At 68.6% G+C, this 14,656-nt stretch carries 13 protein-coding genes; 6 read left to right on the plus strand and 7 right to left on the minus strand.

What is annotated here, in order from left to right; genetic code table 11:
• Positions 1–219 precede the first annotated feature (219 nt).
• The 4 genes from ASD38_RS13135 (at position 220) to ASD38_RS13150 (ending at position 4,966) form a co-directional block, all read left to right on the plus strand.
• Entirely contained in the window at positions 220–1,743 is a 1,524-nt protein-coding gene (locus ASD38_RS13135) for a circularly permuted type 2 ATP-grasp protein (protein ID WP_156390699.1), read from the plus strand.
• 34 nt (positions 1,744–1,777) lie between these two features.
• On the plus strand, positions 1,778–2,713 hold the full coding sequence (locus ASD38_RS13140) for an alpha-E domain-containing protein (RefSeq protein ID WP_056460508.1): 936 nt from the start codon (positions 1,778–1,780) through the stop codon (positions 2,711–2,713).
• 25 nt (positions 2,714–2,738) lie between these two features.
• Positions 2,739–3,725, plus strand: a complete 987-nt coding sequence (locus tag ASD38_RS13145; protein ID WP_056436498.1) for a transglutaminase family protein — start codon at positions 2,739–2,741, stop codon at positions 3,723–3,725.
• A gap of 62 nt (positions 3,726–3,787) precedes the next feature.
• Complete coding sequence (locus ASD38_RS13150; RefSeq protein WP_056436495.1) at positions 3,788–4,966, plus strand: DUF418 domain-containing protein; 1,179 nt, start codon at positions 3,788–3,790, stop codon at positions 4,964–4,966.
• A gap of 28 nt (positions 4,967–4,994) precedes the next feature.
• On the opposite strand, the gene ASD38_RS13155 is transcribed toward ASD38_RS13150, so the two are convergent.
• From ASD38_RS13155 to cysT, 3 genes are read right to left on the minus strand one after another with little or no spacing between them, the layout of a single operon-like run.
• Complete coding sequence (locus tag ASD38_RS13155; RefSeq protein WP_056436492.1) at positions 4,995–6,014, minus strand: sulfate/molybdate ABC transporter ATP-binding protein; 1,020 nt, start codon at positions 6,012–6,014, stop codon at positions 4,995–4,997.
• Positions 6,015–6,038: 24 nt separating this feature from the next.
• The gene (gene cysW, locus ASD38_RS13160) at positions 6,039–6,902 is read right to left on the minus strand and encodes a sulfate ABC transporter permease subunit CysW (RefSeq protein ID WP_156390734.1); all 864 of its coding nucleotides are present in this window, start codon (positions 6,900–6,902) and stop codon (positions 6,039–6,041) included.
• On the minus strand, positions 6,899–7,783 hold the full coding sequence (gene cysT, locus ASD38_RS13165) for a sulfate ABC transporter permease subunit CysT (RefSeq protein ID WP_056436808.1): 885 nt from the start codon (positions 7,781–7,783) through the stop codon (positions 6,899–6,901). Before cysT ends, cysW begins: the two co-directional genes overlap by 4 nt.
• 866 nt (positions 7,784–8,649) lie before the next feature.
• On the opposite strand from cysT, the gene ASD38_RS13170 reads away from it, so the two are divergent.
• Positions 8,650–9,453 (plus strand): hypothetical protein, encoded by an 804-nt coding sequence (locus tag ASD38_RS13170; protein WP_056460513.1) that lies wholly within the window; start codon positions 8,650–8,652, stop codon positions 9,451–9,453.
• A 2-nt stretch (positions 9,454–9,455) separates the two neighbouring features.
• Entirely contained in the window at positions 9,456–10,193 is a 738-nt protein-coding gene (locus ASD38_RS13175) for a hypothetical protein (RefSeq protein WP_156390700.1), read from the plus strand.
• 5 nt (positions 10,194–10,198) lie between these two features.
• Here the strand turns inward: ASD38_RS13175 and ASD38_RS13180 are convergent, their stop codons facing one another.
• The 4 genes from ASD38_RS13180 to ASD38_RS13195 form a co-directional block, all read right to left on the minus strand.
• The gene (locus ASD38_RS13180; protein ID WP_156390701.1) at positions 10,199–11,311 is read right to left on the minus strand and encodes a hypothetical protein; all 1,113 of its coding nucleotides are present in this window, start codon (positions 11,309–11,311) and stop codon (positions 10,199–10,201) included.
• A gap of 95 nt (positions 11,312–11,406) precedes the next feature.
• Positions 11,407–12,315 (minus strand): RDD family protein, encoded by a 909-nt coding sequence (locus ASD38_RS13185; RefSeq protein ID WP_082554601.1) that lies wholly within the window; start codon positions 12,313–12,315, stop codon positions 11,407–11,409.
• Entirely contained in the window at positions 12,315–13,325 is a 1,011-nt protein-coding gene (locus ASD38_RS13190) for a stage II sporulation protein M (protein ID WP_056436448.1), read from the minus strand. Before ASD38_RS13190 ends, ASD38_RS13185 begins: the two co-directional genes overlap by 1 nt.
• The gene (locus ASD38_RS13195) at positions 13,325–14,641 is read right to left on the minus strand and encodes a DUF58 domain-containing protein (RefSeq protein ID WP_235523835.1); all 1,317 of its coding nucleotides are present in this window, start codon (positions 14,639–14,641) and stop codon (positions 13,325–13,327) included. The genes ASD38_RS13190 and ASD38_RS13195 overlap by 1 nt, the downstream gene beginning before the upstream one ends.
• Positions 14,642–14,656 lie beyond the last annotated feature (15 nt).

Raw genomic sequence — 14,656 nt, forward strand, 5'->3', positions numbered from 1 at the left:
CTGTAGTCGCCCCCCCGCCGACTGTCACGCGGTGAAATTCCGGAACCGCTTCAGCGCCCGGCTCCTTCGATCATCAGAAGGGCGCCCAAATGTTGAGCAGTCCCGCGCATCGGATCATCGCGAGCCGAAAAGCACCGCTTCCGGACTTCGCGCGTTCTAGGCTGGATCGGGACGCGCCGCCTCAATCCGGCGCGCAGGGTGGACAAAGTGGACACGGGCGTGGCGGCGAAAATCCAGGACATCGACGATACTCCCAGCCTCCCGATGACCGGTGCGGCCTATCTGCCCGGCGCGCCTTACGACGAGATGATCGCCCAGGGCGGCGACGTGCGGACCCACTACGCGGCGCTGCAGAGCCGAATCTCCACGCTCGGGGCCAGCGAACTGGCGGACCGGCAGCGGATGCTCGAGCGCTCGTTCCTGCTGCAAGGCATCACCTTCACCGTCTACGGAGCCGACAGCGCCACCGAGCGGATCATCCCGACCGACCTTTTCCCCCGCATCCTGCCGGCCCAGGAATGGGCCAAGATCGAGGCCGGGCTGACCCAGCGCCTGCAGGCGCTGAACATGTTCCTGGCCGACATCTACGGCGAACAGCAGATCCTGATGGACGGGGTGGTGCCGCGCGAGCTGGTGCTGGGCGCGCCCTCGTACCGTCGCGAGATGCAGAACCTCTATGTGCCGCACAAGGCCTACGCCAATGTCTGCGGCAGCGACCTGATCCGCGGCCCGGACGGCGAGTTCGCCGTGCTGGAAGACAACCTGCGCGTGCCGTCCGGCGTGTCCTACATGCTGGCCAACCGCGACGCCTCCAAGCGCACCTTCCCCAGCGCCTATCGCGAGGCCGGGGTGCGGCCGGTCGAGCGCTATCCCGACCTGCTGCTGGCCACGCTCAAGAGCATGAGCGCCGACTGGCGCTCCAATCCGCAGGTCGTCGTGCTGACCCCCGGCGTCTACAACTCGGCCTATTACGAGCACGCCTATCTGGCGCGCCTGATGGGGGTGCCGCTGGTCGAGGGCCGCGATCTGGTGGTCCATGACAACATGATCTACATGCGCACCACGACCGGCCTGCGCCGCGTGGACGTGATCTACCGGCGGGTCGACGATGACTTCATCGATCCCCTCACCTTCCGGCGCGATTCATCGCTGGGCGCTGCGGGGCTGTTCAACGCCTATCGGGCCGGCAACGTAGTGATCTGCAACGCGCCGGGCACCGGGGTGGCCGACGACAAGGCGGTTTACGCCTTCGTGCCCGACATCGTCCGCTACTATCTCGGCGAGGATCCGATCCTGCCGAACATCGAGACCTTCCTGTGCCGCGAGCCGGCCCAGCTGAGCCACGTGCTGGACAATCTGGACAAGCTGGTGGTCAAGGCGGTGGGCGCTTCGGGCGGTTACGGCATGCTTGTGGGGCCCCACGCCTCGGCCAGGGAGCGGTCGGAGTTCGCCGACGCCCTGAAGGCCGACCCGGCCAACTACATCGCCCAGCCGACCATCCAGCTGTCGACCGCCCCTTGCCTGGTGGACGGCCGGATCGAGCCCCGCCACGTCGACCTGCGGCCCTTCATCCTGTCGGGCGAGAAAACCGTCGTCACCCCCGGCGCCCTGACCCGCGTGGCGCTGAAGCGCGGCTCGCTGGTGGTCAATTCCAGCCAGGGCGGCGGGTCGAAGGACACCTGGGTGCTGGCCGAGGAGAACGGCCACAACGGCAACGGCCATGAAAAGGGAGCCGGCCAATAATGCTCGCACTCTCCTTCAACAAGAGGTCGCTCGCATGATGCTCGCTCGGGTCGCCGACAGCCTCTACTGGCTGGGCCGCTACATTGAACGCGCCGAGCACCTGTCGCGGCTGTCGACGGTGATGCTGAACGCCACCCTCGACCAGACCGACACCGGCGCCGAGGCCGTGCGGATCGCCCTGTCCGCCGTGGGCGAGACCGAACTGGCGGCCGGCGCCTTCGAGGCGGCCAACGGCCTGGTCCTGGACCGCTCCGATCCCAACTCCGTTGTCTCGTCGCTGTCGAGGGCCCGGGAGAACGCCCGCCAGGTCCGCGACCAGATCACGACCGAGACCTGGGAGCGGCTGAACCTGCTGTACCTGAAGGTCATCGACCACAACGCCGGCCGCGAGTTCGCCGACAATTCGGTGACCTTCCTGCACGACATCATCGCCGACGTGCACCTGTTCAAGGGCGCGGCCGACACCACGATGAGCCACGGCGAGAGCTGGCGGTTCATGATGGTGGGCATGTATCTGGAGCGAGCCCAGCTGATCGCCAGCCTGCTGGAGGCCTGCTTCGCCGAGGACAGTCCCAAGGTCAACGACCACCTGGCCCTGGTCAGCCTGCTGAGGATGGGCTGCGCGCTGGAGCCCTATCTGCGGGTCTACACCGCCGAGATCGAGCCGCGGCACATCCTGGAGTTCATGGTCTTCGACGAGGACTTCCCGCGCTCGATCCGCTTCGCCACCAGCCAGATCGAGAAGCATCTCAGCGAACTGGCCCGCCACGTCGAGGCCACCGGCCGCGCGGCCCCCGAACGGCTGGCCGGCCGGCTGAAGGCCCGGTTGGAGTTCGCCGACGTCGGCGAGCTGGAGAGCCAGGGCGCGGGCGAACTTCTGACCACCGTCGCCAACGAATGCGCCCGCATCCATCAGGCGATCTACGAGACCTTCGTCGCCTATCCGCTGGAAATGCGCCTCCCCGCCTAGGGAGGACCGCTTAGGAAGACCGCCCGTGCTGCTCGAGATCCGCCACGTCACCCAGTACCATTACGAGCGGCCCGTCCGCGAAAGCCTGATGGAGCTGTGGATGCAGCCCCAGAAGGGCGCGCGCCAGCGGCTGGTCAGCTTCGAGCTGGACATCGAGCCGGCCGCCCAGGTGTTCTCCTACGCCGACAGCTTCGGCAACGCCGTCTACCATTTCGACGTGCCCCAGCCGCATGACGGCCTGACGATCATCGCCCGCTCGGCCGTCGAGACCGAGCCGGTGCACGAATGGCCTCTGCCGCTGGACATGGGCGAGTGGGAGCGGCTGAAGAGCGCGTTCGTGCGGGGCGAATGCTTCGACTATCTCCAGCCCCACGGCTTCGTCCAGATGACGTCCGCCCTGGAGACCTTCATCCTCGAGCAGGACATCGATTCCCTGCGTCGCCGCGATCCGTTCTCGGCGGCCCAGGCCCTGTGCGACACGATCTACAAGGCGTTCGAATACCAGCCGGGGGTCACCGACGCCGACAGCCCGATCGACCTGGCGCTGGAGGCCGGACGCGGGGTCTGCCAGGACTTCGCCCACATCATGCTGGCGGTCTGCCGCGCCTGGGGCATCCCGGCCCGCTACGTCTCAGGCTACCTGTTCACCGACCGCGAGGCCGGCGACCGCTCCGACCCCGACGCGACCCACGCCTGGGTCGAGGTGTTCCTGCCCAGCTATCGATGGGTGGGGTTCGACCCGACCAACAATGTCATGACCGGCGAGCGCCACGTCGCCGTGGCCGTGGGCCGCGACTACAGCGACGTCACCCCGTCGCGGGGCGTCTACAAGGGCGATTCCGAGAGCCACCTGGCGGTCGGGGTGTCCGTGCGCCGGGCCCGGGCGGCGGTGGCCGAGCCCGAGTTCCTGCGCCTGCCCCGCCCCTCGGCCCCGTTCGGCTCGGCCAACCGTCGCCGGGCCAGCGCCGACGCCATCCGCGAACAGCAGCAGCGCCAGCAGCAACAGCAGTAGACCTCCGAGGGCGACGCACCCTAGGTTAGCGCTAACACAGCGACGACCTGGGGAGGGCGCGAATGTCAGAAGGGCCGAACGGGGCGTCGCCGCGCCTCGCGATCGTGGACGGCTTGCGGGGCTACGCCCTGATGGGCCTGTTCCTGGTCCACATGCTGGAATATTTCGAGCTCTACTGGGCTCACCCGGTCACCAACCCCGTGACCACAGCGGTCTTCACCCTGTTCATGGGCAAGACCTTCTCGCTGCTGGCCCTCTGTTTCGGCTTCAGCTTCTTCGTGATGATGGACGGCGCCGCGCGTCGGGGCCAGCCGTTCGCCGGCCGGTTCGCCTGGCGCCTGACGCTGCTGGCGGGGATCGGCCTGCTGCACGGCCTGGTCTATCGCGGCGACATCATCGTGGTGCTGGCCCTGGCCGGCTTCGTCCTGATCCCGTTCGACAAGGTCCGGTCCAACCGCGTCCTGCTGACCGTGGCCGCGCTCTGCTTCCTGCAGCCCTACATCCTGCTGTGGATCGCGGCGGGCGCCGCCGGCGCGCCCTGGGCGCTGAAGTCGCCGCACTACTTCACCGACCCCGCTATGGCCACCTATCTGACCGGCGACGTCGGCCAGGTGTTCCGCGCCAATCTCTGGGACGGCCAGGTCAACAAGTGGTGGTTCTTCATCGAGACCGGCCGCTGCGTGCAGGTGCTGGGCCTGTTCCTGATCGGACTGGTGCTGGGCCGGATCGGCTTCTTCGCCGATCCTGGACGCTTCCGCCGGGGCCGCGTGGTCGCCCTGGTCGCCGTCGCCCTGGTCGCCGCCGTTTGTCACGTGCTGAAAGCCAAGACCGCGGGCCACGACAGCGGCCCGGTGTTCTGGACCAACACGCTGGTCGGCGGCTGGTTCGACCTGTCGTGCATGGCCGCGTCGGTGCTGATCTTCGTCCAGTTGTGGCGCGTCGGCGGCGAGCGGGTCTTGCGGGTCCTGGTCCCGGTCGGGCGAATGACCCTGACCCTCTATGTCGGACAGTCGTTGGTCTTCATCCCGCTGTTCTATCCGCTGGGCCTGGGCCTCTACGAACGGATGACCCCGTCCCTGGCCCTGGGGATCGGCGTGGCCGCCGTGGCGGTGCAGCTGTTGCTGGCCGCGGCCTGGTTCAAGGCCTTCCACTATGGTCCGCTGGAGTGGCTGTGGCGGTGCGGGACGCGGCTGTCGTTCGACATCCCGTTCCGGCGCAAGCCGGAGCCGAAGCCGGTCTAGAGCGGCCAGTCCTTAGAGCTGCCAGTCCTTAGAGCGAATAGACATGGCTCCTGCGGGCCGCGATCTTGATGGCGCCGGCGAACCGGGCCGCTTCGGCGCGCGAGGCGCTGATCTCGATGTGGCGGCCGTCGGCGGTCGTGGCGGACACGGCGGTCAGGGCGCCCTGCACATGGGCCCGGACGACCCGGACCTCGAAGCCGCCGTCGTCCAGCGCGAAGTCGTGCGGCCGCACGAACGCCACGGCCGGGCCGTCGCCGGCGCCGTTGGCCGCGAACGACAGCGCGCCGGAGGTGAAGCGCCCGCCGGAGACCGTCCCCTCGAAGCGGTTGGCCTCGCCCACGAAGCCGCAGACGAACGGCGTGGCGGGGTTGTCGTGCACCTCGTCCGGCGTGCCGATCTGCTCGATGCGGCCGGCGTTGAGGATCGCGACCCTGTCGGCGAGGCCAAGCGCCTCTTCCTGGTCGTGGGTGACGAAGATGGTGGTGACGCCGGTGGCGTCGTGGACGCGGCGCAGCTCCTTGCGCAGCGACTTGCGGACGGTGGCGTCCAGGGCGCCGAACGGCTCGTCCAGCAGCAGCACGCTGGGCTGCACGGCCAGGGCGCGCGACAGGGCCACGCGCTGGCGCTGGCCGCCCGACAGCTGCGAGGGGTAGCGCTTGCCCAGGCCCTCCAGCTCGACCAGATTCAGCAGCTCCTCGACGCGGCGGGCGATCTCGGCCTTGGGCGGCTTGTCCTTGCCTTTGCGGACGTCCAGGCCGAACGCGATGTTGCGGGCCACGGTCATGTGCTTGAACAGCGCGTACTGCTGGAACACGAAACCGACGCGGCGGGCGGCGGCCGAAGCGAAGGTCACGTCCTGGCCCTCGAACAGCACCTGGCCGGCGTCGGGGAACTCCAGGCCGGCGATGGTGCGCAGCAGGGTCGTCTTGCCCGAGCCCGACGGGCCCAGCAGCGCCACGAGCTCGCCGTCGGCGATCTCCAGATCGACGTGGTTCAGGGCCGGATAGCGCCCGAACTTCTTTTCGACGGAACGGATGGAGATGGTCATGGGAGTATCTTCGTTCCGGTCAATCTAGTGTCCGCCGCCGCGCTTGACGTCGGGTTGGGCGATCTCGAGCAGGCTCTTGAGCACCAGGGTCACGATCGCCAACAGGCAAAGCAAGGCGGCGACGGCGAAGGCGGCGACGAAGTCGTATTCGTTGTACAGAATCTCGACGTGCAGCGGCATGGTGTTGGTCAGGCCGCGGATGTGACCGCTGACCACCGAGACGGCGCCGAACTCGCCCATGGCCCGGGCGTTGCACAGCAGCACCCCGTAGAGCAGGCCCCAGCGCACGTTGGGCGCGGTCACCCGCCAGAAGGTGTAGAGGCCAGAGGCGCCCATCGAGACGGCGGCCTCCTCCTCCGACACGCCCTGCTCCTGCATCAGCGGGATCAGCTCGCGGGCGATGAACGGGAAGGTCACGAAGATCGTCGCCAGCACGATGCCCGGCACGGCGAAGATGATCTTGATGTCATGGTCGACCAGGCGGTCGCCGAACCAGCCCTGCAGGCCGAAGACCAGCACGTAGATCAGGCCCGCCACCACCGGCGACACCGAGAACGGCAGGTCGATCAGGGTGATCAGCAGCGGCTTGCCGGGAAACTCGTGCTTGGCGATCGCCCAGGCGGCGCACAGGCCGAACACGGCGTTGAACGGCACCGCGATGCCGGCGGTGATCAGGGTCAGCTTGATCGCCGCCCAGGCGTCCGGCGTCGAGATCGCCTCGATGGCGGGGGCCAGGCCCTTGCGCAGCGCCTCGGCGAACACCGCCGCCAGGGGCAGGATCAGCACCAGGCCCAGGAAGGCCAGGACCAGGCCGATGACCACGGCCTTGGCCCAGGCCGGATCGTCGGTCGGATGACGGAATTGCGCCTTGGTCGGGGCGGCCATCAGACGAATCTCCGCGACCAGGCCTGGATGGCGTTGATGACCAGCAACATCAGGAACGAGACGCCCAGCATGACCAGGGCGATGGCCGCGGCGTTGGCGTATTCGAACTGCTCCAGCTGGATGATGATCAGCAGCGGCGCGATCTCGGACTTGTAGGGCATGTTGCCGGCGATGAAGATCACCGAGCCGTATTCGCCGACGCCCCGGGCGAAGGCCAGGGCGAAGCCGGTCAGCCACGCCGGGCCCAGGGCCGGCAGGATGATCCGGGCGATGGTGGCGACGCGGTCCGCGCCCAGGCTGGCCGCGGCCTCTTCGACATCCGCGGAGAGGTCGCGCATCACCGGCTCCAGGGTGCGGACCACGAACGGCAGGCCGATGAAGATCAGGGCGATGGTGACGCCGATCGGGTTGTAGGCCGCCTTGATCCCGAGCGGCGTCAGGTACTGCCCGACCCAGCCGTTGGGGGCGTAGAGCGTGGCCAGGGCGATGCCGGCCACGGCGGTCGGCAGGGCGAACGGCAGGTCGACCAGGGCGTTGACCACGGCCTTGCCGGGAAACTCGTAGCGCACCAGGGCCCAGGTGGTCAGCACGCCGAACACCCCGTTGATCACCGCCGCCACGAAGGCCGCGCCGAAGGTCAGGCGATAGGCGGCCAGGGCGCGCTCGGAGAAGGCGGCGGCGACGAACTCCCCCGGCGACAGCGCCGAAGCCTTGATGGCCACCGCCGACAGCGGGATCAGCACGATCAGCGACAGGATCGTCAGGGTCACGCCCAGGGTCAGGCCAAAGCCCGGGATCGCCGAGCGCCGGCGGAACAGCGGCCGTCTTGGTCCCCTGTTCGCGGACGAAGGGCGTGGGCGCGCGGAAATCGTCTCGGCGGTCATCGGGTGATCGTCGTCCAGCATCCGCGTCGGCTCCTGGAACGGAGCCATGAAAACAAGAACGCGCCAAGCCGGGAAATCGGCGAAGGCGTGGTGAAGCTGAGGCGGCTTAAATCCCTACACGGCCGGTCGGGTCAATTGAGTTCGTCGAAGGCGGTGGACAGAAAAACTGTGGGACTGAATCAGCGGCTCACGCACTTGCCCCCTACGGGTCGCTTCGCGACCGTCTTCCCCCACAGGGGGAAGAAGAAGACGCGCGTCCTCCGCCCCCTGTGGGGGCGGACAGACCGCGAAGCGGTCAGGTGGGGGCAAGTGTCCACCGGCACGGCATCGCGATCTCACGCGGAAGCCCGCTGAGTTGATGGGGAGGGTCGCGAAGCGCCCGGGCTCCGCCCGGAGGTTTTGCAAATGATGTACCGTTTCGACGAAGACGAGCGCTTCGCGTGGAGCCGTTAATCGGGAGCGGTCCGGGCCAGGGCGACGAACCCCGGTCCCGGACCGCATGCGTAACCCCCGCATGCCTGCTGGCCCGATCCGCCTACCCTGGGCGCCGGAGCTTCGTCGCGACTAAGGCGAACCTGCTCCGAACCAACCTTAGGCGTCTTCCGAAGAAGACACGGCGAACAAGCCTTCCCGCTCGACCACCCCCGAAAGCCGCATCGGTCGCCGTACGTGCGCCCTCCCCGTGCTCTCAGGTGCAAGCATTATGCGGCAGGCCGGGAACCCAAGGATCGGAAACGCGCGTTTTCCTCTAAAGCACTGATTTCGCTTCACTCTGCTCAGGCGCGAGCGGGGATGGACGCTCCGGAGATGGACACAAGGTTCACCGCATGGTTGAACGGAAGCGTAGCTTTTGGGGGCAATCCAACATGACCGATACGACCGTGGTTCCGCGCCGATTCGAGATCGGCCGCGTCATCTCAGGCACCTTTTCCGTCATCGGCCGCAATTTCGGTCCCTTCGCCCTTCTGGCGCTGATCCTGGGCGGCTTGCCCAACCTGCTGGTCAGCCTGGCCCAGATCTCGTTCGTCAGTCAGCAGCAGACCTTCTCGCCGCAGGCGGTCGCCGGCACCCTCGTGGGCCTGGTGGTCATGATCGTCGCCGCCTTCGTGCTGCAGGCCGCGATCGTCCACGCCACGGTGGCGGACCTGAACGGCCGTCGCGTCGTCGTCGGCGAGAGCCTGAAGGTCGGCCTGCGCAACTGGCTGCCGCTGCTCGGCCTGGCGATCCTGATGGGCCTGGGCCTGATGATCGGGTTCGTCCTGCTGATCGTTCCGGGGATCATGCTGGCCGTGATGTGGTCGGTCGCCGTGCCGGCCAAGGTCGTGGAGAAGATCGGCGTGATGGACGCCCTCCAACGCAGCCGTGACCTGACCCGCGGCCGCCGCTGGGCGATTTTCGGCCTGTTCGTGATCTATGTGATCGCCGTGTGGATTCTGGAGGCGGTGATCATGGCCGCCTTCATGCCCTTCGTGCTGTCCAAAGGCCTGCCCACCCCGGAGGCGACGGCCGGTTTCGCCAGCTCGATCAACATCGTCTCGCTGGTCGCCTCCCCGCTGATCGCCACCATCAGCACCCTGATCACCACGGCCGGCGGCGCGACGCTCTATTCCGAGCTTCGCGGCACGCGCGAAGGCGTCGGTCCCGACGCCCTGGCGTCGGTGTTCGACTAGGCATGAACGACATCGCCGTTCACGCCCGGTTCGACACGGGTCGCGTCCTCAGGGGCGCTTTGGCGCTCCTGAAACGCGACCCCGTCAGACTCCTCTTGTGGTCGGCCGCCTTCTCCGGCCTGCCGGACGCGGCCACCACCTACCTCAGCGCGCACCTGTTCAAGCCCGATACGGCCTTCACCTCGCTGGAAAGCTGGCTCCTGCTCGTCGCCACCGTTCTGGTCTCCATGCTCGGCCTGGTCGCGCTCCAGGCGGTGGTCGCGCGCCACGCCGTACGAGATGACACGGGCGGGCGTGCGCCTTTCGGCGGTTTGAACGACTACCTGACCTTAGTGGCCCTCGGGCTTGTCACCACCCTGGGGACCGTCGCCGGTTTCATCCTGCTGATCATTCCAGGAGTCGTTCTTTCGCTGGCCTGGGTGGTGGTGGTCCCCGCCATGGTGACCGAACGCCTGGGCGTGATGAACTCCATTCGCCGCAGCAACGCGCTGACGGAAAACGCCAGGGGAGACATCTTTGGCTTGCTGGTCGCGATCGGTCTGGTCGGATGGCTGGCCGCCTGGCTTGTCACCCTGATCACCGACGCCCTGGACATCGCCTTCGTCAACCTGATCGCCTCTCCCGCGCTCCAGACCTTGACCGGCCTGTTCAGCGCGACCGTCGCCGTGGCGATCTACCAGGAACTGCGCGTGAACAAGGAAGGCACGTCGACGGACCGCCTGGTCAAGGTCTTCGCCTAGGACCGTCAGCCCGCCGCCGCGCCGTCCTCGCCCGACGACTTGAAGAAGCTGTTGGCCTTCTCGATCAGCCATTTGAGCGCTCGCTCCGAGGCCAGTCCGGCGAACAGGCCTAGCGAGGCCAGTGCGGGCGGCGACAGCTGGTTCACCGCCTGGGTGGCCTCGGCGGCCTGGGGCTGGATCAGGAAACTGGCGCCCGCCGAGATGACGAAGAAGACCGTGAAACCGGCCAGCGCCCCCAGCAGCGGCCTGACGCCGAACGCCATCCAGGTTCGATCCGACGCCGGCGCCCGCCTCGGCGCCGCCAGGACGCCGAGCTCGATATACAGCGAGTAGACCGCCGCCCCGATGGCCCCCATCAACCCGGTGAAGCTGGCGACGATGACGCCCGACGGCAGAAAGAAGGCGAACTCGAACAGCGGAATGGCGCGCTGCTTGTTGTAGCTGAGCGCGACGGCCTTCTGGTCGTCGATCGACCCGTCGCCGAGCGATGCGGCCTCGAGCACCGCGTCGCCGTCGCTCGCGTCATCGGCCTTCGGGTCCGGCCGGCCCGCGGCCGCGGGGGCCTGCGTCCCCAGATACTCGGCCTTGGCGGCGGCGAGCGCGGCTTCGGCGTGACCGTTCCTGTCCTGCAGGTCGTTGGTGATGAACAGGGCGCCGCGGTAGTCCTCGTAAAGCTCCTGGGCCAGCGCGACCCGCTTGGGGATCTCGGCGCCGTCGGGCCAGGAGCGCTGCTCGTTCTCGGTGACGATGTCGTCCAGGCATTTCTCGATCGGGTCGCAGGTCGGCTGGGTGTTGTGAAGGGTGATCCACACCGAATTGATGGCCGCGGTGCTCTTGTGCTTGGCGCTGTCGACCTTCTCCTGGGACGCCCTGATCTTCTCGTCGAGCGCGGTCAGTTCGGCGCTGGCCCGGGCGATCTCGGCCTCCAGGGCGTCCAGGCGATCGGCCAGCCGGCTGATCGTGAACGGCGCCAGCCGCGAGTTCGCGCCGACCGCCACGCGCGCCGCCGACTGGGTCTCGATGACGGTGTAGAAGAAGGCGAAGATCGCCGGCACGCAGACGAACCAGACAAATCCCAGCAACACCCGGTTGACGATCCGAACCCAACGAGAATCCATGCCTGCCCGCCCCTGACGGCGGCGTCCGGAAGAACACCGCCACTTCAGATTGTGGCAGAAAATACCTCCACCGCAACGTTGGCGCGTGGGTGGGTTCAGCTCTTGTCGTGCTTGTCCTTGCGGCGCTTGCCCAGCAGCAGCCGCGACTCCAGGCGACCGCGCAGGGCGGCGTAGTAGGCGGCCAGGAAGTCGCCGTCCGACTCGTCGGGCGCGGCCTGCCAGCCGATCTTCAGGCGGATGCGGGCGGCGACCAGGGCGATGGTCTTGATCTCGTAGCGGCGCAGCACGTCCTCCAGCACGTGCAGTTCCTTGACCCCGTAGGCGTCCAGCTGGGCCATGGTGAACTTGAAGCGTCCGACCGAAGGCCGCGAGGTCTCGACCAGGTCGGGCGCCAGCTTGCGGGTCGGCGCCTTGACCACCCAGGTGCCGGCCACTAGGTCGCCCACCCGCAGGCGGTCGCGGTTGAACAGCGGGAACAGCACGAAGACGCCGCACCACACCAGGCCCGCCAGATTGACCCAGGCCCCCACCTGGTCGCCGTTGGACGCCAGGAAGCTGAGCGGCAGATAGAGCTCGATCTCGCGCATGGCGTTGCGGGCGAAGATGGCGTCGGCGGTCAGGCGTCCGCCGTTGCGGGCCGCCACCCGCAGGCCCATGGCCCGCTTGCCTGGCGTCGCCGCCCCGGGGGTCAGCTCGAACAGCACGAAATAGAGGTTCCGCAGCACGAAGAACACCAGCAGCGCCGCCGTGCCGATCACCTCCCAGCCCTTGCCCTTCGAGCCGATCATGGCCAGCAGGGCCAACAGGGCGAAGGCGATCAGCACGCCCAGCATGATCGCCAGGTCGATCAGCAGGGCGGCGGCGCGTTCGCCCGCGTCGCCCAGGCGCAGCTTCAGGTCGACGCCCTCCGGCGTGACCAGCGACCGGGCCCGGTCGTCCTCGCGAGGACCCGGTTCGGCGATCGCCGCGGCGGCGGCCTTGGCCGTCTTGCGCGCGGACTTCATCAGGCGACGCTCCCCCCGCGCGACGATTGGCGGCGCGGCAGGTACAGATAGGCCGGCCAGGCGACCAGGGTGGCCAGGGCGACGCCGTAGCGGGCGAAATCGTTCTGGATCACCTGCCGCCCGACGCCCTCCAGGATGCCGGCGCAGAACAGCATCACCACGACCCCGGCCATCAGGGTCGCCGACTGCCGGCCCGCCTGGGCCATGGCGGCCGGACGGCTGAGGTCGCCGGGGAAGGCCAGGGTCCAGCCGATCCGCAGGCCCGCCGCGCCGGCCAGGATCACGGCCGAGATCTCGGTCACCCCGTGGATCGCCAGCCAGCCGCCGGCCTCGAAGCCCAACCCCCGCATGCCGAACACCGCCAGGAAGGCCCCCAGCATCGCGCCGTTATAGGCCATCAGCATGGCGGTCGGCAGGCAGAAGGCGAACCCCAGGGCGAAGGCGAAGATCGCCACGCCCGAATTGTGGGTGAACAGGAAGGCGGCGAACACCGACAGGCCGTCATGTTTGCCCTTGTCGTAGAGCGTCGCCCGCATCGCCTCGACCGAGGCCGTCGGCCCGCGCCCGTTGGCCAGGCCGTCGGGCACGAAGGCGCTGAACCAGTCGGGGTCGTGCAGGGTCAGGAAATAGGCGGCCAGCACGCCGGCCAGGGTCAGCAGGAAGCTGGCCAGGGTCTCGCGCCACAGCGCCTTGGCGGCCTCGGGCCAGGCCCGGGCGAAGAAGCCCCCCACCCGCTCGACCAGGTTCGACCGCGTGCCGTAGACCAGGAAATAGGCCCGGGTGCTCAGGCTCTCCAGATAGTCGACCAGACCCTGGTCCAGCGAGGTGGCGCGGGCCACCGACAGCGACGACAGGGCTTGGCGGTAGAGCACCGGCATGGCCAACAGCTCCTCGTCGCTCAACGCCCGGGGCGAGCCCTTGCCGACCTTGGTCAGCAGCTTCTCCAGCCGGCGCCAGTCGTCCTCGCGCTCGGCGCGGAAGCGGTAGCTCTTCAGGTGCAGCTCGGCCATCAGAGCAGGTCCCGGCGTTTGAGGTCCAGATAACTCGCCAGCAGGGCCGGTCCGACCTGGTCGGCCGGCGCCTCGACGATTTCCACGCCCATGCGGCGCAGGCGAGCCACCACCACGTCGCGCTCGCGCAGCAGCGAGGCGGCGACCACGGCGCGCGAGACGTCGTCGCCGCTCTCGGGCGCCTTGCGCTCGATCGCCTCCAGCTCCTCGTCGCGCATCATCACGAACAGCACCAGGTGCTGGCGCAGCAGCCGGCCGACGTTCTCCAGCATCAGCTCGGCGCTGGTGGAGTCGGCGATGTCGGTGAAGACCACGATCAGCGATCGCCGCGACAGCTGGCCCGACAGCTGGGTCAGGCCCAGGGTGTAGTTGGTCTCTTCGGTCGAGTAGTCGATCTTGGCGGCCAGGCGCTGCAGGGCGCCGAAGGCGTTGGGGCCGGAGGTGACGCCGCTCATCACGTTGGGCTTGGCGTCGAAGCCGAACAGCCCGACCTTGTCGCCCATCTTCAGGCCCACATAGGCCAGCAGCAGGGTGGCGTTCAGGGCGTGGTCCAGGCGCGGGCGGCCCAGCAGCGACTGGCTCATCAACCGGCCGGTGTCGATGGCCGCCACGATGTGGTGGTTGCGCTCGACATGGAACTCCTTGGCCAGCAGCGCGCCGTGGCGGGCCGACTGCTTCCAGTCGATGGCCCGGCGGTTCATGCCGGGGCGAAAGTCGGTCAGGGCGTGGAAGTCGCTGCCGCCGCCCAGGTCCAGCTGCAGCCGATGGCCCACGGACGGGTCGCGGGAGAACAGCCGCAGGGCCTCCTCCTTGACGCCGGCGATGTCGAGGGTGACCGGGATCACCTGGTCCAGCGCGTCGTCGCGCTGCTTCCACATCAGGCCCAGCGGGCCGCGCCAGCGGGCCGAGACGCGATGCACCCTGCCCTCCCCGCGCCGGACGGCGGTCAGGCTCAGCGGCAGGCCGGCCTGGCGTTCATGGACACGGGCCCGGCCGTGGGCGGGCTCGGCCGTCAGGCGGTCGTCCAGGTCGACGGCGAACTCCACGCCCCCCGGCGCCACGCCCCGCGGGAACACGGCCCGCAGCAGCGCCGGCCGGGTCGCGCCGCTGGCCATAGAGCCGGGCGCGGTCAGGGTCAGCTGCATTCGGCGCCGGCCGGGGGCCAGCAGGACGTCGACGAACAGCAGGGCCGCGACCAGGGCGATCCAGGCCGGCCCCACCAGCCACAGCCGCGCCGAGACGAGCGCCGCCGCCAGGGCCAGGGGCGCGCCCAGGACCATCAGGAAGATCGCTCTGGCTGTGGGATAGATCCGCAAGGCCGGTCCCTAGGC

The organism is Caulobacter sp. Root487D2Y (assembly GCF_001427165.1).
Taxonomy (GTDB): Bacteria; Pseudomonadota; Alphaproteobacteria; order Caulobacterales; family Caulobacteraceae; genus Caulobacter.